The 21,429-nt window shown below is 69.2% G+C and carries 19 protein-coding genes and 1 pseudogene; 19 read left to right on the top strand and 1 reads right to left on the bottom strand.

From position 1 onward, the window contains the following. Together E3O50_RS13950 and E3O50_RS13945 are read left to right on the top strand one after the other, a co-directional pair. Positions 1-101, top strand: a pseudogene (locus tag E3O50_RS13950) (IS481 family transposase); the annotation flags it as partial. 75 nt (positions 102-176) lie between these two features. Then, positions 177-296 (top strand): ABC transporter substrate-binding protein, encoded by a 120-nt coding sequence (locus E3O50_RS13945; protein WP_134447065.1) that lies wholly within the window; start codon positions 177-179, stop codon positions 294-296. Here the strand turns inward: E3O50_RS13945 and E3O50_RS13940 are convergent. Further along, positions 289-1,569: a family 78 glycoside hydrolase catalytic domain gene (locus E3O50_RS13940; protein WP_134447067.1), complete on the bottom strand. Its 1,281-nt coding sequence runs from the start codon at positions 1,567-1,569 to the stop codon at positions 289-291. The genes E3O50_RS13945 and E3O50_RS13940 overlap by 8 nt on opposite strands. A gap of 205 nt (positions 1,570-1,774) precedes the next feature. Here E3O50_RS13940 and E3O50_RS13935 point away from each other — a divergent pair, with 205 nt between their 5' ends. The 17 genes from E3O50_RS13935 (at position 1,775) to E3O50_RS13855 (ending at position 21,366) form a co-directional block, all read left to right on the top strand. Further along, positions 1,775-2,209 carry a GntR family transcriptional regulator gene (locus E3O50_RS13935; protein ID WP_134447069.1) on the top strand — a complete coding sequence of 145 codons (435 nt, stop codon included), beginning with the start codon at positions 1,775-1,777 and terminating at the stop codon, positions 2,207-2,209. Then, positions 2,206-3,144, top strand: coding sequence for an ABC transporter ATP-binding protein (locus tag E3O50_RS13930; RefSeq protein WP_134447070.1), 939 nt, complete (start codon positions 2,206-2,208; stop codon positions 3,142-3,144). The genes E3O50_RS13935 and E3O50_RS13930 overlap by 4 nt, the downstream gene beginning before the upstream one ends. Next, on the top strand, positions 3,141-3,851 hold the full coding sequence (locus E3O50_RS13925; protein WP_134447072.1) for a hypothetical protein: 711 nt from the start codon (positions 3,141-3,143) through the stop codon (positions 3,849-3,851). Before E3O50_RS13930 ends, E3O50_RS13925 begins: the two co-directional genes overlap by 4 nt. Positions 3,852-3,983: 132 nt before the next feature. Further along, on the top strand, positions 3,984-5,198 hold the full coding sequence (locus E3O50_RS13920) for an aminotransferase class I/II-fold pyridoxal phosphate-dependent enzyme (protein WP_134447074.1): 1,215 nt from the start codon (positions 3,984-3,986) through the stop codon (positions 5,196-5,198). Beyond that, the gene (locus E3O50_RS13915; protein WP_338145014.1) at positions 5,195-6,583 is read left to right on the top strand and encodes an aminotransferase class I/II-fold pyridoxal phosphate-dependent enzyme; all 1,389 of its coding nucleotides are present in this window, start codon (positions 5,195-5,197) and stop codon (positions 6,581-6,583) included. The genes E3O50_RS13920 and E3O50_RS13915 overlap by 4 nt, the downstream gene beginning before the upstream one ends. 23 nt (positions 6,584-6,606) lie before the next feature. Further along, positions 6,607-7,590 carry a Gfo/Idh/MocA family oxidoreductase gene (locus tag E3O50_RS13910; protein ID WP_134447076.1) on the top strand — a complete coding sequence of 328 codons (984 nt, stop codon included), beginning with the start codon at positions 6,607-6,609 and terminating at the stop codon, positions 7,588-7,590. A gap of 113 nt (positions 7,591-7,703) precedes the next feature. After that, positions 7,704-10,010 carry an EAL domain-containing protein gene (locus tag E3O50_RS13905; protein ID WP_134447078.1) on the top strand — a complete coding sequence of 769 codons (2,307 nt, stop codon included), beginning with the start codon at positions 7,704-7,706 and terminating at the stop codon, positions 10,008-10,010. Beyond that, a complete protein-coding gene (locus E3O50_RS13900) occupies positions 10,007-12,340 on the top strand; it encodes an EAL domain-containing protein (RefSeq protein ID WP_134559344.1) in 2,334 nt (777 codons plus the stop codon). The genes E3O50_RS13905 and E3O50_RS13900 overlap by 4 nt, the downstream gene beginning before the upstream one ends. Then, positions 12,337-13,860 carry a D-alanyl-D-alanine carboxypeptidase/D-alanyl-D-alanine-endopeptidase gene (dacB, locus tag E3O50_RS13895; protein WP_241975373.1) on the top strand — a complete coding sequence of 508 codons (1,524 nt, stop codon included), beginning with the start codon at positions 12,337-12,339 and terminating at the stop codon, positions 13,858-13,860. The genes E3O50_RS13900 and dacB overlap by 4 nt, the downstream gene beginning before the upstream one ends. Before the next feature lie 36 nt (positions 13,861-13,896). Further along, positions 13,897-14,496, top strand: coding sequence for an isochorismatase family protein (locus tag E3O50_RS13890; protein WP_134447084.1), 600 nt, complete (start codon positions 13,897-13,899; stop codon positions 14,494-14,496). 200 nt (positions 14,497-14,696) lie between these two features. Continuing rightward, positions 14,697-15,410 carry a DUF4397 domain-containing protein gene (locus E3O50_RS13885; protein ID WP_134447086.1) on the top strand — a complete coding sequence of 238 codons (714 nt, stop codon included), beginning with the start codon at positions 14,697-14,699 and terminating at the stop codon, positions 15,408-15,410. Positions 15,411-15,633: 223 nt separating this feature from the next. Next, positions 15,634-16,488 (top strand): DUF4397 domain-containing protein, encoded by an 855-nt coding sequence (locus E3O50_RS13880; protein ID WP_134447123.1) that lies wholly within the window; start codon positions 15,634-15,636, stop codon positions 16,486-16,488. Positions 16,489-16,516: 28 nt separating this feature from the next. Then, complete coding sequence (locus E3O50_RS13875; RefSeq protein ID WP_134447088.1) at positions 16,517-17,269, top strand: class F sortase; 753 nt, start codon at positions 16,517-16,519, stop codon at positions 17,267-17,269. Between the two features lie 112 nt (positions 17,270-17,381). Beyond that, positions 17,382-17,942: a sigma-70 family RNA polymerase sigma factor gene (locus E3O50_RS13870; protein ID WP_241975372.1), complete on the top strand. Its 561-nt coding sequence runs from the start codon at positions 17,382-17,384 to the stop codon at positions 17,940-17,942. Further along, positions 17,929-19,002 (top strand): anti-sigma factor, encoded by a 1,074-nt coding sequence (locus E3O50_RS13865; RefSeq protein ID WP_134447092.1) that lies wholly within the window; start codon positions 17,929-17,931, stop codon positions 19,000-19,002. Before E3O50_RS13870 ends, E3O50_RS13865 begins: the two co-directional genes overlap by 14 nt. A gap of 64 nt (positions 19,003-19,066) precedes the next feature. Then, positions 19,067-20,542 carry an NAD-dependent succinate-semialdehyde dehydrogenase gene (locus E3O50_RS13860; protein WP_134447094.1) on the top strand — a complete coding sequence of 492 codons (1,476 nt, stop codon included), beginning with the start codon at positions 19,067-19,069 and terminating at the stop codon, positions 20,540-20,542. Positions 20,543-20,568: 26 nt separating this feature from the next. Beyond that, the gene (locus tag E3O50_RS13855) at positions 20,569-21,366 is read left to right on the top strand and encodes an RNA methyltransferase (protein WP_134447095.1); all 798 of its coding nucleotides are present in this window, start codon (positions 20,569-20,571) and stop codon (positions 21,364-21,366) included. Positions 21,367-21,429: the final 63 nt, after the last annotated feature.

Here is a 21,429-nt window from a genome sequence, read left to right as displayed (position 1 = left end):
GCGCAGCAGCGCTTGCACCCTGGCTCAACTACTACAACACTGAACGCATCCACTCCGGCATCGGAACAACCCCCATCAGCCGAGTGTCACCAACGTCATGACTCAGTACACGCTACACGCTGAACCCGTTCGAGCTGGACTGGACCGGTCTCATCCTGCTCGACCGCGACGGTTCGATGAACCCGGCCTTCAAGGACGTCCGGATCCGCCAGGCGCTCAACTACGCGATCGACACCAAGGCCATGCTGACCGCGGTCGGTGAAGGCCTCGGCACCCCGACCACGCAGATCAGGTGAAGCGCGGGCTCCAGGTGCGCGGGCCGCCGCCGTTGCCAGTGAAGCGGTCCGTCGCCCGGGCGAAGCGCAGGGGCCGCACGCCGAGTTCGCCGTGCTCGAGCACCTCGGCGTGGCGCAGGGTGATCGTGTGCCCCGCCGGCGCGTCGACCGTGATCGACAGCCAGCCGACGAGGTTCTGCCCGAAGTCGACGAGGGTCGCTCCGGACGGGCTCGTGAAGATGCGCCCGGCGGCCCGGGTCTCGATCCGGCGCACCGGGGGAGCGAAGGAGGGGAAGACGCGCGCGGGGTCCGCCGCGTCCTCCGGCAGCACGATGACGGCGAGCGGATGCGGGAACGACGTCCCCGGAACCGCGAGCGCGTCGTCCTCCGCCCGGGCGTCGTAGTTCTCGCCCCGGTAGATCCCTGCGCTCGTGACCGGGCCGTCCGTCGTCGCGGTCCATGACGTATCCGTCGCCACGGTGTCGATGCGCCCGTCGGCATATTCCAGCCGGAGCTGGAGGGCGAGCGCCTTCGGTCCGGGATAGCTCTGCGCGAAGTTGCCGTCGAAGCCGAAACGTTCGCCGTACCAGCCGTCTGCGACGGTCGCTCCGACCACATTGGGGCCGCCCGCGTGCACGAGATCGGTGACGTCGAAGGTCTGGCAGGCCAGCCGGTCCGCGTAGCTCGTCCAGCCGGGCGTGAGGACCTCGTCGCCGACGATGCGCCCGTTCAGCACGGCCTCGTAGACGCCGTGCGCCGTCGCGGAGAGGGTCGCGCGGATGAGGCCGTCCCGGCTCTCGAAGTCGGTGCGGAACCGCACGGTGCCGCGGTCGGCGGAATCGAGGTCTGCTGCAGTGGCGGGGCCAGTGGATTCGGCAGCGTCGGAGGCGTGGCCGGCTGCTGTGGCTGCGCCGCCAGCGGGCCCCGCCGCGATGAAGGAGCCGACCCAGTCGGCGGCACCCAGGGGACCCGTCTCGACCGAGAGCCACGGGGAGAAGTCGCTCGTCAGGCCATCAGCGCCCGCGACCCGCACCCGCACCTCGCCGCTCGAATACGCGGGCAGCGGGTCTGCCGGCCACGCCCGGTGCTGCGACTCCCCGGAGGCCACCCGGGCACTCAGCACGCGGGAGCCGACCCGGGTTTCGAGTTCGTAGGACTCCTGCAGCCATCCCGGGGAATCCGTCTCGACCTGCCAGGAGAGCGCCGGGCTGCCCGTGGCGAGGAACCGCGGCCGGCCACGCCCCTCAGTGCGCAGGGAAGAGATCGAGGGTACGGTCCGCAAGTTGTCTGGCATGGTCTCTCCGTTGAGAAGGGCGAGCTGAGTCGAGCATTGGTAAAACCTTATATGTGTTCGGTATTTGGGGCCAGCCGGTGCGCTCGTCCGAGTGCCGGGCGGGAATGGCCCCTGAAGACGGTGCCGGAGGAGGGCCGGAGAGGCTTGACAGAACCCGCCGAGGTCCATAGGTTCATTAGTGTAGTAATGGACCAAAGGGGTACAGGTGTTTTCCGAAAGCAGTCCGATCTTCCAGCAACTCGCTGCGCAGATCGCCAACGACATCGTGGCCGGCACGTACCCGGAGGGCACGGCCGTTCCGTCGGCGAGTGAATACGCGATTTTCTACCAGATGAATCCGGCGACGGCGGGCAAGGCCGTGAACGTGCTCGTCGAGCAGGGTGTGTTGTTCAAGAAGCGGGGGGTCGGCATGTTCGTGTCCGAAGGTGCCCGCGAGCTGCTCAGCGCCCAGCGGCACGCGGCGTTCCGCGCGCTGTTCGTCGAGCCCCTCGTCCGCGAGGCGCACGTGCTCGGCATCGAGACCGAAGAGCTCGCCCGGATGATCGCTGCCGAGACCGAATCCCAGTCCCAGAACCAGGATCCGTCCCAGTCCCAGACCCCCCATCGAAACCCGACGATCGAGAAAGAAGCTCTCTCATGACCGCAGCCATCGACATCCGCGCCGTGACCCGCACCTACGGCCACGCCACGGCTCTCGACGACGTCAGTTTCCGAGTGCCGGAAGGCTCGATATGCGGGCTCTTCGGTAGCAACGGCGCAGGGAAGACCACCGTGATGTCGATCATCGCCGGCCACGACCGGCCGTCTTCCGGTGAGGCCCTTGTGCTCGGCGACACTCCGTTCGAGCACGAGCCCACCGTCTCGCGGATCAGCTTCATCCGCGACAACCAGCGCTACCCCGACAACTACCAGCTCAAGCACGTGCTGCGGATCGCCCCCGAATTCGCACCCGACTGGAGCGCCGAGGTCGCCGCTGAGCTCGTCGAGGGCTTCCGGATCCCGGCGAAGACGCCGATCAAGAAGTTCTCCCGTGGCCAGATGTCTGCCGTCGCGATCGTGCTCGGCCTCGCCTCCCGGGCCCCCGTCACCCTCTTCGACGAGCCGTACCTCGGTCTGGATGTCGGAGCGCGCACCGTCTTCTACGACGTGCTCCTGCGGGACTACGGCCGGCATCCGCGCACGATCCTGCTCTCGACGCACCTCATCGACGAGTCGGAGTCGCTCTTCGACCGGGTCGTCATTCTCAACGCGGGTCGGGTGGCCGTCGATTGCGACCGTGACGAGGCCCGCGAACTCGCGGTCGTGATCAGCGGCGCAGCGGATGCCGTCGGCCGGCTGTGCATCGGCCGCACGGTCCTGCAGACGCGCGCCATCGGCACTCTCAGTTCGGTGACCGTTACCGGCGACGCCGACGAGGCCCTCCTCGCCGACGCCCGGCGAGCGGGAGTGCAGGTCGCGCCGGCCTCGCTGCAGCAGCTCGTCGCGGCATACGGCGCGCCCGCCGGAAACGCGGAGGAGCAGACCGCCCCCCAGCCCACCCGCACCACCCAGCAGAAGGAAGCGGCAGCAGCATGAACGCCATCACATCGGTCGTCAAACTGCACCTGAACCGGCGCGTGGTCGCCCTCCTGGTGCCGCTCTTCATCGTCGCGGTCGTCGTGGTGATTTCGATCCTGATCTCGCTGCTCTTCTTGCGGGGTGGCAGCCAGCCCGGCTCCGCAGTGTGGATCAACGCCTCGCGGAGCAACACCGGCATGCTGTTCTCGCTCGCCGGGTTTCTGGTCAGCATGGGCGTCGCCTTTGCCGCGACCACGTTCCCGTTCGCACTGGCGCTCGGGGCCACCCGGCGGGCGTTCACCCTGGGGACCCTGGCCTGGAACATCCTGCAGGCCGTCTATCTCACCGTGGTGTTCGCCGTGCTTACGCTTCTCGAACTCGCCACCGGGCACTGGTTCTTCGGCTTCTACATCTTCGACATCAACATCCTCGGGGCCGGCGACCTCACGAAACTGATCCCGATCGTCTTCCTCTCGGTGCTCGCCCTGCTGAGCGTCGGAGGGGCCTTCGGCGCATCCTGGGTGCGGTTCGGGGCGCGCGGCCCGCAGGTGATCGCGGCCGTCGCTGCCATCCTGATCATCGTCGGCCTGATCGTCGTGATCCCGTCGGCATCCGTGCTGATCGCGAACTTCGCGCTCTGGTGGCTCGCCGTCGCCGGCGTCGTGCTGGTCGTGATCGCGATGGCGGGCATCTGGTTGCCGCTCCGCACCGCGACCGTGCGTTAGTTCGCCGTGATCTCGCACTGAGTCGTTATGTGTCGCACCGAGACTCCCCGCATCGCACGCAGTTGATAGCGTGCAGGTCAAGCACTACTTGGCAGGCAGGGGCACCTCCGGCCATCCACCGGAGAGATTCTGATGACGACTTCCCGCTTTGACGACATCACCCGCGAGCAACTGAGCCGGCCCGACAGCCGGAAGTGGAGCCTGCACGCCGGCACCATCGGCGCCTGGGTCGCAGAGATGGACTTCGGAACGGCCCCCGTGGTCACCGAGGCGCTGCACCGCGCGATCGATGACGGCGACCTCGGGTACCTGGCCCCCGCGACCACGCGGCGGATGGCCGAGGCCGCCTCGGAGTGGCTCCGCACGGATTGCGGCTGGGAGATCGCCCCGGAGAACATCCACCCGGTCTCCGACGTGATGGCCGCCCTCGAGGTCGCGATCACCAAGTACTCCCCGGCCGGGAGCGGCGTCATCATCCCGACGCCCGCCTACATGCCGTTCCTCTCCTTCATCCCGACACTCGGCCGAGAGGTCTTCGAGGTGCCCGGCATCGACTCGGACGGGCGCTGGACGCACGACCTCGCCGGGATCGAGGCGGCCTTCCACGCCGGCGCGCGCACCCTCATCCTCTGCAATCCGCACAACCCGACCGGGACGGCGATCTCCCGCGAGGAACTCGAGGCCATCGCGCAGATCGTCGACCGACACAACGGCCGGGTCTTCGCCGACGAGATCCACTCGCCGCTCCGCTACGGGTCCACGCCGCACGTGGCGTACGCCTCCCTCTCGACCGTGACCGCGCGGCACACGATCACTGCGACCTCAGCGTCGAAGGCCTGGAACATCCCCGGGCTCAAAGCCGCGCAGCTCATCACGTCCAACCCAGCCGACGAGGAGCTCTACCAGATCTTCGGTTTCGCGGTGCTGCACGGGGCGTCGACGCCCGGGGTCATCGCGGCCACTGCGGCCTACCGGCACGGTCGGGAGTGGCTCACCGAGGTCACCGATTACCTCGACGGCAACCGACGCGAGCTCGGGCGGCTCCTGGCGGAGCACCTGCCCGAGGTCGGCTATCGCATCCCTGAGGCGACGTACATCGCCTGGCTCGACTGTCGGCGGCTCGGTATCGAGGGGTCGCTCGCCGACTTCTTCCGCACAGAGGCGGGTGTTGCGGTGACCGACGGAGCGCAGTGCGGGAAGGGATATGACGGGTACGTCCGGCTGATCTTCGCCATGCCCCGGCCGATCCTCGAGCAGGCCGTGTTGCAGATGCGGGATGCCGTCCTGCGGCATACCGCGCAGCGCCAGAACGTGCACAGCAACAACGTACGGACAGGAACACCGTGACCCACCAGGCCGACATCGAACCCACCCTCGAGGACACCGCGCCAGGGCACAGCGTCACAGGGAACACCGCCACGGGGCACACCGTCGCCGCGCCGGAGTACGACTGGGACGGCTACGCCTTCGACACCCGCCAGGTGCACGCCGGCGAGACCGAAGACCGCTCCAACGGGGCCAGGATCCAGCCGATCGCGATGACGGCCGGCTACCGTTTCGACTCCTACGACGATGCCGCCGGACGCTTCTCCGGTGAGGGAGACGGCCTGATCTACTCCCGGCAGCGCAACCCCTCGGGAACCGTCGCCGAGAAACGGATCGCCTCCCTCGAGGGCGGCACCGAGGCCATCGTCGTCTCCTCCGGCCAGGCCGCGATCACCGCCGCGCTGCTCGCGCTCGCCGGCTCCGGCGAACGGATCGTCTCGACCGCGAGCATCTACAGCGGCACCCGGGTGCTGTTCGGCCGCAGTTTCAAACGCTTCGGCGTCAGCGTCGACTACGTCTGGAACGAAGCCGACGACGATGAGTGGGACCGCCAGATCACCCCGGACACCAAGGCGATCTTCACCGAGACCATCCCGAACCCCAAGAACGACATCGTCGACATCGCCCGGGTCGCGCGGGTCGCCCGCCGGCACGGGATCCCGCTCGTCGTCGACAACACGATCGCCTCGCCCTTCCTGATCCGGCCATTCGAGCACGGCGCCGACATCGTCGTGCACTCCTCGACGAAGTTCCTGAGCGGCCACGGCGCCGCCCTGTCCGGCACCATCGTCGACGGCGGCCGCTTCGACTGGGCCGCCTCCACGCGCTCCTACCCACTGCTCACCGACCCGGTGCGCCCGGGCCGGCCTTCGATCTTCGACCAGTACGGCCCCACCGCGTATGCACGGATGACCCGCGAGGCCGTCGTGAACGACATCGGTCCCGCACTCTCCCCGTTCAACTCCTTCCTGCTGCACCAGGGCATCGAGACCCTGTCCCTCCGCATGGAACGACACCTCTCGAATTCGCTCGCGATCGCGGAATGGCTCGAGGGACATCCGCGCGTCGACAGCGTCGACTACGCCGGCCTGCCCGGGAGCCCGTACTACGAGCTCGCCGATCGGCTCTACGGCGGCCGCAGCGGCTCGGTGTTCTCGGTCACCGTGCGCGGCGGCACCGCCGGCGCCCGCCGGTTCCTCGACGGGCTCCGGGTGATCAGCCGGATGACCAACATCGGCGACGTGCGCTCGATGGCGCTGCACCCCGCGACGACGACCCACTCCTCGTTCACCCCAGAGCTCCGCGAGCGCCTCGGCATCGCGCCCGGCCTGATCCGGCTGTCCATCGGCATCGAGGACCCGACCGACCTGATCGCCGACCTCGACCGGGCCCTCTCCGCGCTCTAACGGCACGTGACTAGGCTCGGAGCATGACCGAGACAATTCGCTGGGGAATCCTGGCCACAGGCGGCATCGCCCACGCATTCACGAGTGACCTCATCCTGGCCGGGCACACCGTCCAGGCCGTCGGCTCCCGGTCCCAGGCCGGGGCGGATGCCTTTGCGACCGAGTTCGGGATCCCCACGGCCCACGGAAGCTACGAGGCCCTCGCCGCGGACCCCGAGGTCGACATCGTCTACGTGTCGACCCCGCATCCGTTTCACGCCGCCAACGCGACGCTCGCCCTGAACAACGGCAAGCACGTGCTGATCGAGAAGCCGATCACCCTCAACGCGCGCGAGGCGAGGGAGATCACCGAACTCGCCGCGGAGAAGGGCCTGCTCGTGCTCGAGGGGATGTGGACCCGGTTCCTGCCGCACATGCGGCGAATCAGGGAGATCATCGCAGCGGGCACCCTCGGCGACGTGCACACCCTGATCGCCGACCACACCCAGGATCTCCCCGACGACCCCGGGCACCGGCTCAACTCGATGCAACTCGGCGGCGGTGCGCTCCTCGACCTCGGCGTGTACCCGATCACCTTCGCCTCCGAGCTCTTCGGCACGCCGGAGACCATCCTCGCCGCGGCGACCTTCAAGGCGACGGGAGCGGACGCCCAGGTAGCGACGACCTTCCGCTACCCCGGCGGCCAGATCGCCGTCACGCTCTCGGCGAGCGACACGGCCGGGACGAACACGGCCGTGATCCTGGGCACGCTCGGCCGGATCGAGATCGACGCGGTCTGGTACTCGCCGACGAGTTTCCGGGTGCTGAACAGCAGCGGCGAGGTGCTCGAATCGTACGTGTCTGCCGTGAACGGCCGCGGGATGCAATTCCAGGCGGTCGAAGCCGAGCGGGTCATCCGCGCCGGCCTCACCGAGAGCGACCTGCTCCCGGTCGCGGAGATGGTGAGCATCATGGAGACCCTCGACACAGTCCGGGAACGGATCGGACTGCGCTACCCGGGTGAATAGGCCGCTGACCAGCCGACGCTAGTGCTTCAGGCACGGTAGCCTGACCTCACAGGCAACCGCGACCCGGGGATGACCCCCGGCCGGACGGTACGGCAATCGAGAGCTCGGATCCAATGGAATTGCTGGTGCGGGAGGATCGCAGGCGAGGTGCAGCCACGCCACGGTCGGATGCCTGGCTCGTTTGGTCACTCATCGTGCTGGTGGCGGCGTCGGCGGTCCAGACCCTCGTCGCGGGTGTCGCAGGCGTTCGGACCCCGGTCGGCGACATCGTGGGGGTGCTGTCCTTCTCCGCGCCCATCGTTCTCTGCTGGATATCGGTCCATCGCGCCGCGGCGCGCCGGACCGAGTTGGTCCTCACTGCCCTAGCCCTGAGCGCCTATTCCCTGTCGGGCATTCTCTTCTCCCTAGTCTACCTGGTCTTCGCGGGCATTGCCTCCGACTCGCTGGCGATCCTTGCGACCGCGCTCTTCTTCTCGTTCTACCCGCTGGTGCTCGCGGCCCTCGCCGTCCTGGTCTACCGGCAGAAGGGGCGGCTGTCCTGGGGTGTGACTCTCGACAGCACCGTCGGCGCCCTCGGCGCGGCCTCCCTCGTCGTCGTCCTCCTCGGCCCGAGCATCGACAGGGCATTCGGGAGGCCGTTCTCGCTCGACTCGTTCGTCGCCGCCGTGAATCCCCTCCTGGACATCCTTGTTCTCGCCGCCCTCGCCGGTGTTGCCGCCTCACGGTCGATCAGTGCCGGGCGCAACTTGCTCATGCTGGTCGCGGGGCTGCTGCTCTTCGCCGCCGCCGACATCGGCTTCTCCCTCACCGGGATGACCATCGAGGGCAGTTACTCGACGGCGTCGCCTTTCGACCTCGGCTGGATCGCGGGCCTCGCACTGATGGCCCTGTGGGCGCACCGCTCGGCCAGGCCCGTGCCGCCGGCGCCGGCCGTCCGCGACACGGCCGTGATGCGCTGGGCGCTCTCCCTCCCTGTCCTGGCTACGACCGCGGGACTCGTCGTCCTCCTGATCGCGAGCGAGATCGAGGTCTCCCCGCTCGCCATCTCCCTCGCGGCAGGGGCCGTGGTCCTCTCCGCAGCCCGCACGACGCTCGCGTTCCGTGAACTGCGGCGGATGGGCGACATGCGCAGGCAGGCCAGGACGGACGACCTCACCGGGCTGCCCAACCGGCGCGCCCTCTACTCCGAGGTGCCGTTGAGCCTCACCTCCGGTGCCAACCGGGCCCTGCTGCTCCTCGACCTGGACCGCTTCAAAGAGGTCAACGACAGCCTCGGGCACGATGTCGGGGACGAACTGCTTGTGCAGGTCGGGACTCGCCTCACGAGCCATGTCCGGGGGACCGACCTCGTCGCCCGGCTCGGCGGCGATGAATTCGCGATCCTGCTCGCCGACGCCGGGGAGGCGGAGGCCGTGATCGTGGCGGGGACGCTCAGGGAAGCCCTCGCCCGGCCGTACCTGCTCGAAGGAATCACCCTGCAGACCACGGTCAGCATCGGCATCGCCCTCTATCCCGGCCAGGCCCTCGACCTGACCGGCCTCCTCCGCAAAGCCGACATGGCCATGTACAAGGCGAAGGCAAGCCGCAGCGGTCACCGGGTCTACGACACGAGCGACGACAGCCACGGCGCCGCCCGGCTTCGCACCCTCCAGGAGCTGCGCGTGGCCCTGGCCGAGCGGCAGCTGGAGCTCTACTACCAGCCCAAAGTCGACCTCGCGACCGGGGCCGTGCGCGGTGTCGAGTCGCTCGTGCGCTGGAACCACCCGGTGCGCGGACTCGTCCAGCCCGGTGACTTCCTGAGCATCGTCGAAGAGGCCGGTCTGATGAACGCGATGACCGAACAGGTGCTCGACATGGCCCTCGACCAGGCCGCCGTCTGGCATTCCCGCGGTGCCGACCTGACCGTCGCCGTCAACCTGACGGCGAGCGCGCTCGTCGACGCGGAACTGCCGGAGCGGACCGCGGCGATGCTCGCGGACCGCGGCCTGCCGGCATCCGCCCTCATCCTCGAGATCACCGAGGAATTCCTGCTCGAGGACCGCGCCCGGACCACCGCGATCCTGACCCGGCTGCGGGCGGGGGGCATCCGCATCGCCATCGACGACTTCGGGACGGGATACAGCTCGCTCGCGTACCTGCGCGACCTGCCGGTCGACGAACTCAAGCTCGACCGGTCGATCGTGTCGCCGATGAAGGACGACCCGCGCGCGGCCGCCCTCGTCTCCTCGACGATCGAACTGGCGCACAGCCTCGGGCTCACGATGGTGGCCGAGGGTGTCGAGGACGCCGAGGTCTACGCCGACCTGGCCCGGTACGGCTGCGACGAGGCCCAGGGCTTCCACATGTCCCGGCCGATGCCAGCCGGCGAACTCGACAGGTGGCTCGCAGAACGTCGACTCGCCCTCACGGCGTCACCGTGACGGCCGTCGTGACGCCGCGCCGCCAGGGCCTGGACCGCTGGATGCTCTGGGCGCTCTGGCTGATCATCGCGGCGCACGTGGCGAGCCTCGTGCTGCGGGCACCGGCGGACTACGTCTCCTCCGCGTTCATCCTGCTCGGGGTGCTCGCCGCCGCCGCGCCCCTCATCGTCTGCTGGGTGGCGGTCGCGCGCACCCGGTCGAATCGACTGCAGGCCAGGCTCGCCGCCTCGGCCGTGACCGTGTTCGTGATTGGCAATGGCTTCTTCGCGGCCGCCGACCTGCCGGCCGGGGACTGGGTGCCGGTGCTGGCCGCCCTCGCCCAGCTCTGCTACCTCGCCTTCTACCCGCTGATGCTCGCCGCCCTGTTCACCGTCGTGCGGCACCAGTTGCGGAGCCTTTCCCTCGCGATCGCGCTGGACTGCGTCGTCGGCGGTCTCGGCGCCGCCGCTGTCGTGTCCGCCGTGCTCGGGCCCGTGCTCGCGGTCGGCGCCCAGGGGCCGCCGTCCATTTCCACCTTTGTGGGCATCGCGAGTCCCGTGCTCGACCTCGTCATCGTCGCAGCGGTCGTCGCGATCGCGGCGTCACCGATCCTGATGGCAGGCCAGAGCTGGATCCTGCTCGTGGGCGGGCTGCTCTCGTTCGCCGCGGGGGACATCCTCTTCGCGTTGGGCAAGCTCAACGGCACCTACGTGGTCGGCCACTGGCTCGACGCCGGCTGGTCGATCGGACTCGCGCTCGTCGCGACGTGGCTGCGCACGGCAGCGACCCCGGACACGGACGACGAGGGCACGGGCGACGGAGGCACGGCCGAACGCGGCACGGATGCAGCAGACCGGCTGGGCGCCTCGGCGAGCGGATCCGGCGTGCTCGCGGTCCCTGTCGTCGCGACGATCGCAGGTCTCGCCGTCCTCCTGGTTTCGAGCAGGCACGGAGAGTCACAGGTGACGGTGGGGCTCGCCGCCGCCACCCTCGTCGTCTCGTCAGCCCGCACGGTCATCGCATTCCGGGAACTCGGCCGGATGGGCGATCTCGCCAGGCTGGCCCGCAGCGACGACCTCACCGGGCTCCCGAACCGGCGGGCCCTCTACGCCGAAGTGCCCGCCCGGCTGGCCCTCGGCGGGCGCAATGCCCTGCTCCTGCTCGACCTGGACCGGTTCAAGGAGGTCAACGACAGTCTCGGGCACGACGTCGGGGACGTGCTCCTCGTACAGGTTGGCCTGCGGATCGGCGCCCAGCTCGGCGCGGACGACCTCCTCGTGCGGCTCGGCGGCGACGAATTCGCGATCTTCCTCCGCGACTCCGGCCGGGAAGAGGCCGAAGTCGTCGCGATGAAGGTGCAATCCGCCCTCGCGGCACCGCACACGCTCGAAGGCATCTCGCTGCAGTCGAGCGCGAGCATCGGGATCGCGCTGAGCCCCGAGCACGGCGAGAGCCTCGGCATCCTGATGCGCAAGGCCGACATGGCGATGTACCGGGCCAAGGTGCGGCGCGGCGGACATCGCGTGTACCACCCGGTCGACGACAGCCATGGCGACACCCGGCTGCGCACCCTCGAGGAATTGCGCGCGGCGCTTGTGACCAACCAGCTGGTGCTGCACTACCAGCCGAAGGTCGAACTCTCCGGCGGGGAGGTGCGCGGGGTTGAGGCCCTCGTGCGCTGGAACCATCCGAAACGCGGCCTGCTCTACCCGAGCGAATTCCTCGAACTCGTCGAGGACGCCGGCCTGATGCAGACGCTGACGGAGCGGGTCCTCGAACTCGCATTCGACCAGGCCGCGGTGTGGCACCGTCGCGGCGAGAGGCTCACGATCGCGGTCAACCTCGCGGCGAGTTCGCTCCTCGACTCCGGCCTGCCTGAACGGGTCGGCGTCATGCTCACCGCGCGGGACCTCCCGGCGACTGCCCTCATGTTCGAGATCACCGAGGCGTTCCTACTCGACGATCGCGGCCGGGCGAGCGACATCCTCGGGAGACTGCGTGCCCGCGGCATCCGCATCGCCGTCGACGACTTCGGCGTGGGTTACAGCTCGCTCGCCTACCTCCGCGAACTCCCGATCGACGAGCTCAAGCTCGACCGCTCGTTCGTGGCGCCGCTGAACGGTGACAAGCGCGCCGCCGCAGTGGTGTCGTCGAGCATCCACCTCGCCCACAGCCTGGGGCTGCGGATGGTGGCCGAGGGGGTCGAGGACGCCGAGGCGTACGCGCAGCTCGCGCGGTTCGGTTGCGACCAGGCCCAGGGCTACCACGTGTCTCCGCCGGTGCCCGCCGCCGTTCTCGACGAGTGGCTGGCCGCGCGCCTCACAGCGGACGCAGGTACAGTACAGGCGTGAACGATCAGGACAGCACCGCGCCGCAGGGTCCAGGAGCCCAGGACGCCGCCCCGCATCGCCCCGGAGTGAGCGGCCCCGGAGCGGCCGGGATCGCCGGGTTCCTCGCCCGGCACCGCACCGCTTCCTGGGCCTTGTCCTGGGCCGTTGCCTTCGCCCTGCTCGGCAGCGGCGCCGTCGTCGCCGGCGCGTCCACGCGCGCCTCCGCGCCGGTCTCCCTCCCGGTCACGGACTCCGCGACCCCGACGCCCACCCCGACCCCGACGCCCACGCCGATCCCCGTGCGCCCGGTTCCCGGAGCGATCGTCCCCGCGAGCCACCTGCGCACGTGTTCCGTCGCCGCACTGTCCACCGACTCCCGCCTCGGCAGCTTCCAGTCCCAGGTCGTGAACGCGACGACGGGCGAGGTCCTCTTCGACCGGGGCGGCAGCACGCCCTCGCGCACCGCGAGCGTGCTCAAGGTCCTCACCTCCGCCGCGGCGCTGAGCGTTCTCGGCTCCGACTACCGGGCGACGACGACGGTCGTGAAGGGCGCGGAACCCGGTTCACTCGTGCTCGTCGGCGGCGGGGACCTGACCCTTTCCCGGCTGCCCAGCGGGGCGGAGTCGACCTATACCGGAGCGGCACACCTCGACACCCTCGCCGTGCAGGCCGTCGCGGCGTGGCAAGCCGACCCCGCGACCGCGAACGTCCCGATCACCTCCCTCGTGCTCGACTCCTCCCTGTTCGGAGACCCGGCGTGGGACCCCAGCTGGAACCGCAAGGAACTCACCGACGGGTACATGCCCGAGATCACCGCCCTGCAGGTCGACGGCGACAGAGACAACCCGAAGCAGAGCACCTCCGCCCGCAGCAGCGACCCGATCGGGCGCGCCGGGCAGGCATTCGCCGACCTTCTCGGCAGCAGCGTCACGGTCACCCGTGGCACGGCGCCGGCCGGGGCAACCCAGCTCGCATCGGTCCAGTCGCAGCCGGTGTCGACACTGATCAAGCAGGCGCTCATCGTCTCGGACAACACCATCGCCGAGATGCTCGCGCGGCTCGTCGCGGTCAAGTCCGGCGCGGGCAACACCTTCTCGGCACTCAAGAAATCGACGGTCGCCGGGCTGCAGACGTATGGAATCGACACGACCGGCATCGTCATCGCCGACGGCTCCGGCCTGAGCGACAACAATGCCGTTCCACCGTCGTACCTGACCAAGCTGTTCATCAAGATCAACGCACGCGAGGGCGATCTCGGGGTCATCTTCGACGGACTGCCCGTCGCCGGCGGCAAGACCGGTTCCCTCTCTTACAGCGACCGGTTCACCGGCAAGAACGCGGACGCCGACGGTTCCGTGTTCGCGAAGACCGGCTGGATCGACACCGGGTACACCCTCGCCGGCATCATCCACGCCGCGGACGGGACTCCGCTCACCTTCGTCGTTTACGCGCTCGGTGATGTGGGTGATAATGCGAAGCAGGCGATCGACACCATCACGGCGGCGTTCTATCGCTGCGGAAACAACCTCTCTAATACCTAGCGTCTCACGCAGGCGCAGAACCCAGAACGGAGCACCGTGGCCAGGGCCTTGTTCATCATCGACGTGCAGAACGACTTCACGGAGGGCGGCGCCCTGGGGGTTGACGGCGGGGCAGCCGTGGCCGCGGGCATCAGCAGACTGCTGGCGGAGCATCCGCTGCACTACGACTATGTCTTCGCCTCGCGCGACTGGCACAACGCGGCGGGCGACAACGGTGGCCACTTCGCCGCGGCGGGCGCAGAGCCCGACTACACCGGCACCTGGCCGGTTCACTGCGTCGCGGACACTCCCGGCGCCGACTACCACCGGGATCTCGCGCTACCGGCCGGGACCGTGCATATCCGCAAGGGACAGGGCGAACCGGGGTACTCGATCTTCGCCGGCGTCGACGAGTCGGGCGCGCGCACGGCAGAGGTGCTGATCGAGCACGCGGTGACGGATGTCGACATCGTCGGAATCGCGACCGATCACTGTGTGCGGGCCTCGGGTCTCGATGCGCTCGAGCACGGCCAGCGGGTGCGCGTGCTCACCGACCTCATGGCCGGCGTCGACCCGGACGCGAGTGCTGCAGCCCTCGCCGAGCTGGCGTACGCCGGCGCCACCCTGACCACCGCAGCGGACCTCGCGACCGCCTAGCACCTGTTCCGCCACCTGCCCCGCCACCCTCGTGGCCCGGCAACTGTTGCCGATGGGGACACCTGTTGCCCGCCCACCGGGAACTGTTGTCCATATCGGCCACAGTTTTGGCCGCGGGTGCATCCGGATGCGGGGTACCACCCGAAGTGGGGGTGGGAGGCAATGCTGCCTCCCACCACCACGACAAGCAGGAGGTAACCATGCGCAAAATTCTAGCCGTAGGCGCCGCAGCCGGTGTACTCGTAGCTCTCGCAGGATTCGGGCCGGCGTACGCCGGGGACGGGGGGCACGGTCACGGTTCCGGTGACAACGGGCCCGCCGAATTGACCGTGTTCCACGGTATCCCCGGGGTCACCGTCGACGTCTATGTCGACGGAGCCCTCACGCTCGACAACTTCACGCCGGGCTCCTTCTCGGACACCCTGTCCCTGGACCCCGGCACCTACTCGGTCGCGATCACCGCTGCCGCCGCAGCGGATGCGAGCAACCCGGTGATCGGCCCTGTCGACCTCACCCTCGAGAGCGGCGACAACTACACCGCCGTGGCTCACCTCACCGAGGCAGGGACGCCGACGGCCACCCTGTTCACGAACAACCCCGACCCGGTTGGCAAGGGTGAAGGCCGGCTCACGGTCCGTCACGTTGCGGCAGCGCCGTCCGTCGACGTGCTCGCGAACGGTGCCGCGGCCATCACCGACCTCACCAACCCCGACGAGGTCGAACTCACCCTCCCCACGGGGACGATCTCGGCGGCCGTCGCCGCGACGGGCACCACCGACCCGCTCCTCGGGCCGGCCGATGTCTCGATTGCGAAGCGCACGAACACCATCGTGTACGCCTACGGCAGCCTCGCCGACGGAACCCTGGCGCTCGCCGTGCAGACGGTTCCACTCGAGAAGGGCCACAGGCACTGACCGCCGGCACTGACCTCCGGCACTGACCGCCGGCACTGAAAAGTCAGCGGCCGGCTCGAGCGGACCGGCCTGCGCAGACACCCACTGCGCAGGCCGGTCTCCGTCCGTCCGAAGCCGGGCGCTCATTCTCCTCGAGGAATTCTTTCCTGCCGCTGCATCCGAAATGGCATCTGAACAGGAAGTAAGGGTAAGAAGCAGCTCACCCCCACCGTAGGAGGACATGATGCACGCGACACACAGCACAGAATTCAAAGCTTCACTCACCGCCTCTCTCACGGCCGCTTCGATCGGAGCGCTCGTCATTTTCGGTGGTCTCGCCCCCGCCAGCGCCGCCACGGATGATGCGAAACTGTCGGTATTTCACGGCGTCCCCGGACTCACCGTCGATGTCTACATCAACAACAAACTGACGATTGACAACTTCAAACCGGGTGACATGGCCGGTCCCCTCGACCTCCCCGCCGGCACCTATTCGGTCGCCATCACGCCCTCCGACGCAGCAGATGCGAGCAAACCCGCGATCGGCCCGGTCGACCTCAAGCTCGAGGCGGGTATGAACTACACTGCAGTCGCGCACCTCGGAGCAGACGCGAAGCCCACGGCGACCCTGTTCACCAACGACACGTCCATGATTGCCGCCGGCTCTGGCCGCCTCGTCGTGCGGCACGTCGCCGCGGCGCCCGCTGTCGACGTCCTGGCGAATGGCGCGGTCGCGATCTCGAACCTTTCCAATCCGAAGGAGTCGGTCCTGACGATTCCCGCGGGCACGATCTCGGCCGTCGTTGCGGCCACCGGCACCACGGCACCCGTGATCGGCCCGGCCGATGTGAAGGTGGCCGAGGGAGTCGACACGATCGTCTACGCCTGGGGCAGCCTCGCCGATAAGAGCCTCGCTGTCGCCGTGCAGACGGTCGCGGGCATGAACTCCGACCCCAACGGCATTCCCGCCGGTGAGGCCGGTCTCGTCGCGACCAACCGGCCGGCGGACACGACCCCGTTCTGGCTCGCCGGCATCGCCGTGCTGCTGCTCGGCCTCGGGTCGGCCAGCTTCCTCGGACTCCGCCGAGTGCGTCGCTGAGCGCGCGAACGAGGACTGAGGGAGAACGATGAGAGCCACGGCGGGCAAAATCGGGATGCTTGCTGTGGCCCTTGTCCTGCTCTCCGCAGCTGCCCTGATGCTGATGCTGATGCTGAGCGGATGCGGGAGCACGTCCGTCGCGGGGAGCCTTGCCGGTGCGCCGATGCAGCTCCCCGCGACGGGCGCTTCTGCGCTTCCAGAATCGTCTGCACTCCCCGAACCGTCCGCAGCCGCGCCGATACCTCCCGCTCCGACGGCGACTCCGCTCCCTCCGGCGGTGCCACTCGTCACCGGGGTGAGCGCCGACATCCGCTCGGTGCAGGGCGTGGCACTGGTCGCACCGGTGCGGATCAGGATCGAGGCGCTCGGGATCGATATGGGTATCGAAGCCGTCGGACTCGGCGACACCGGCGGCATGGGCCTGCCGAAGAATCCGGCGATCGCCGCCTGGTACCAGTTCGGTCCGGCCCCGGCCAGTTCGTCCGGCGCGACCGTGATCGCCGCGCACGTCGACTCCCTCGAATACGACATCGGTCCGTTCTCCCGGCTCGCGACGGCGCCGGCCGGCACGGACATCGTGCTCTTTCTGGCGGATGGCGGTGAACGGCGCTACCGCGTCGAGTCCGTGGCCCTCACCCTGAAGCCCGATGTACCCTGGCCGGCGGTCTTCGACCGGACCGGGCCCGCCCGCCTCACCCTCGTCACCTGCGGTGGCGAATTCGACTACACGGCACGTCGGTACCTCTCGAACGTGATCGTTTCCGCGATGCCGGTTCCCTGATGAGCGGGATTGGCTATGCTGTCGCCGACGACGTCCGGCGCGACGCTCCCCGCAGGGACCGACGATGACCGGCAATCACATCACCCTGACAGTTGGGAGGCGACGAGACCCCGTGACCGTACCCATCGATGACGTCGACCACGTGCGACTTGCCGCCGCGTTCCAAGCGGGGGATGAACGTGCCCTTGCCGAGGCCTACGCACGGTGGTCGTCGCTCGTCTACACGATCGCGGTGCGGTCGCTCGGAGATCCCGGCGAAGCGGAGGACGTGACGCAGACGGTCTTCATCGCGGCCTGGCGCGGACGGGACAACTACAATCCCGAGCGGGCGCGGCTCCCCGCCTGGATCGTTGGGATCACCCGACACACCGTCGCGGACACCCATGAGGCACGATCAAGGCGCCGCCGGATCGAGCAGGCCGTTGCGGGCGAACTGCGGACGACCTCCGTCGACGACTCGGTTGACGTCGCCGACCGGGTGATGTTCGCCGAAGAGTTGCAGCGGCTCCCGCCCGTCCCGCAACGTGTCATGCAACTCGCGTTCTATGCTGACCTCACGCACGCGCAGATCGCCGCGATGCTCGATTTGCCGCTGGGAACGGTCAAGAGCCACATCCGCCGAAGCCTTGGCCGCCTGCGAGCCCGATTGGAGGCCGAAGATGACACATATTGACCGCGACGACCTCGCACTCATCGCCCTCGCGGAATTCGACCTCACCGAGGCGGAACGCGTGCACCTCTCGGTGTGCCCGCAGTGCGCGCTCGAGTTGATCTCCCTGCAGCACACCGCCTCGGTCGGCAGGTCCGCCCGGCACATCAGCCTGACCGAGCCCGCGGGCTCCGTATGGGCGGGCATCCACTCAACTCTCAGCCTCAGCGGCGCTGTCGGTGCACAACCGAGGCTCCGTGACTTCGTGCGCCCTGCGGATGCAGAGGCTGCCGGTGTCGTCTATGACGTGTACGACGCCTCCGACAACTCCGAGGGGTGCGACGTTTCCGAGCGGTATGACGTGTCCGATGGGTACGACGGGTACAAGGTCTCCGACGCGTCCGCCGCGTCCGATGCCTCCGAGGTCTCGGACCTTTTTCCGGGCAGTCGGGAGGCATCCGCGGGGGATCCCGCAATTAAGGTGCCTGCCCGGCCGGTCGCGGCCCTGCCGGTGCCCGTGGCAGAGTTGCCCGTTTCGCCGTCGCCGCCCCCCGCTGCGCAGCCGGCGACCCCCCGCGCTTCCGACTCGCCTGCCCGGCTGCGGCCTCGCCGACGTGTGAGGTCCACGACCCGAACCTGGGTGCGGGTCCTCATCGCCGCGGCGGCGAGCCTGGCGCTGCTCCTCGCCGGGTTCGGCGCCGCCCGCTGGGCCGACGCACTCCGCCCGCCCGCGACGGCGCCCATCACCTTCGAGGCCCAGCTCACGCCCTTCCCCGGCTGGAAGGCGAGCGGCAGTGCGGCGGTCGAGGTGACTCCCGGCGGTCATCGCGAGGTCGTCGTCGACCTCACCGGTCTCGCCGTCGCAACCGCGGCGGCCCCCCTCCGCGAAGTCTGGCTGATCAAGGCGGATGCGTCCGGCCTGATCAGCATCGGCCTGCTCGACGGGAACATCGGCCACTTCGATATCCCGGACGGCGTCGACCTCGCCCAGTACCCGCTCGTCGACGTTTCGGCGGAACCCGACAACGGAAACCCGGCTCACTCAGGAAATTCGATCGTGCGCGGAGAGCTGCACGCTATGTGAGCGCGGCCGCCCGCGGATAGGCTGGATGACGCAGAGCAGCAGACACTCGCGACAGGGAGACACTATGACGAACGTCACCGAAGCCGAACTTCTCCGGATGGTTCCGAAGGAACTCTTCATCAACGGGGAGTGGGTGCCCGCGCGTGACGGGGCGACGCTCGACGTCGTCGACCCGGCCACCGGGCTCGTCATCGCCTCGATCGCCGACGCCGGGGTCGCCGACGGCGCAGCAGCCCTCGACGCCGCCGTCGACGCCCAGGACAGCTGGGCGGCGACCCCACCCCGGGTACGCGGTGAGATCCTTCGGCGCGCCTTCGACCTGATGCAGGAGCGCAAGCAGGAGTTCGCGCTCCTGATGACGATCGAGATGGGCAAGCCGCTCGCCGAGGCCTACGGCGAGGTCGCGTACGGCGGCGAATTCCTGCGCTGGTTCAGCGAAGAGGCCGTGCGCATCAGCGGCCGGTACGGCACCAACCCCGAGGGCACCGGACGGATGCTGGTGTCCCAGCACCCGGTCGGCCCCTGCTTCCTGATCACGCCCTGGAACTTCCCGCTCGCCATGGCCACCCGCAAGATCGCCCCCGCGCTCGCCGCCGGCTGCACCGTCGTTGTGAAGCCGGCGTCGCTGACCCCGCTCACGACCCTGTACTTCGCCAAGCTCCTCGCCGAGGTCGGGCTCCCCGCCGGTGTGCTCAACGTCATCACGACCTCGCGTTCCGGCGCGGTATCCGACCCGATCATCGCCGACCCGCGGCTGCGCAAGCTCAGCTTCACCGGTTCGACGGCCGTCGGCCGCCGAATGATCGGCCAGGCCGGCCAGGGCGTGCTGCGCACCTCGATGGAACTCGGCGGGAACGCGCCGTTCATCGTCTTCGCCGACGCCGACCTCGACAAGGCCATCGACGGCGCGATCGCGGCGAAATTCCGCAACGTCGGGCAGGCATGCACGGCCGCCAACCGGTTCATCGTGCAGGCGTCCGTCGCGGAGGAGTTCGCCCGCCGGGTCACCGAGCGGGTGCAGGACTTCGTCGTGGGTCGCGGCACCGCAGAGGGCGTGAACATCGGACCGTTGATCAACGCCGGGGCCGTGGAGAAGGCATCCACCCTGGTGCAGGACGCCCTCGAGCGCGGCGCGAGACTGCTCACCGGCGGCGACTCGATCGAAGGCGCCGGCACCTTCTTCGAGCCGACCGTGCTGGCCGGGGTCGCGCCGGGCAGTGACATCCTGCGCGAGGAGATCTTCGGGCCGGTGCTCGCGATCGCGACCTTCGACGAGGAGGACGACGCAGTGCGGCTCGCCAACGACACCGAGTTCGGGCTGGTCAGCTACGTCTTCACCCGGGACCTTGCCCGCGGGCAACGCATGGTCGAACGCCTGCAGACCGGGATGATGGGGCTCAACATCGGCGTGATCTCGAACGCGGCCGCACCGTTCGGCGGGGTCAAGCAATCCGGCCTCGGGCGCGAGGGCGGCCCGGAGGGCATCCAGGAGTACCTCTCGACCAAATACACGATGACCCCGGACCCCTTCGCCGACTAGCACCTGCCGGCTCGTAGACTGAACGGATGCCCGTCACCCCGATCACCGACCTCGACGACCCGAGACTCGTCGACTACGCCCACGTCACCGACGTTGCCCTCAAGAAGGCCCGCGGCACCGAGCACGGCCTGTACATCGCCGAGTCTGCGCTCGTGCTCGAGCGGGCGCTGCGTGCCGGCCACCGGCCACGCTCCGTGCTCGCGCTCGGCAACACGGTCGACGAGGCGCGCGCGCTCGTCGGCGAGGACGTGCCGGTGTTCGTCGGGCCAGGGGAGCTCCTCGCCGAGCTGACCGGGTACATCCTGCACCGCGGTCTGATCGCGGCGATGAACCGGCCGGTCCTGCCGGACGCCGATAGCCTGCTCGCCGGAGCCCGGCGCATCGTGATCCTCGAGAACGTGTCAGACCCCACCAACGTCGGCGCCATCTTCCGCTCCGCCGGCGCGATCGGGGCGGATGCGATCCTCGTCACGCCGCGCTGCTCCGACCCGTTCTACCGCCGCGCCATCCGCGTCTCGATGGGGACGGTGCTGCAGGTGCCGTGGACCCGCGTCGGCGACTGGACGAGCACCCGCGCCCTGCTGTCGAGGCACGGTTTCCACGTCGCCGCGCTCGCCCTCCGGGCGGATGCCGTCAGCCTCCGTGACGTGCAGTCTCGCGATCACGAGAAGCTCGCCCTGCTGCTCGGCGCCGAGGGCGACGGCCTCACCGAGGACGCCCTCGCCGCAGCGGACAGTGTCGTGCAGATCCCGATGAAGCACGGCGTCGACTCCCTCAACGTGGCCGCGGCGAGCGCCGTCGCGATGTGGGCGCTCTCGGCCTGACCCGCGCCGCGCATCCGCCCGCCCGTTGCTCGCGGAGCCCTGCGCCGCGCCAACGCCGGCGGG

This window comes from Cryobacterium sp. MDB1-18-1 (assembly GCF_004402735.1).
GTDB classification, from domain to species: Bacteria; Actinomycetota; Actinomycetes; order Actinomycetales; family Microbacteriaceae; genus Cryobacterium; species Cryobacterium glucosi.
This window is presented reverse-complemented; position numbering and strand designations above follow the sequence as displayed.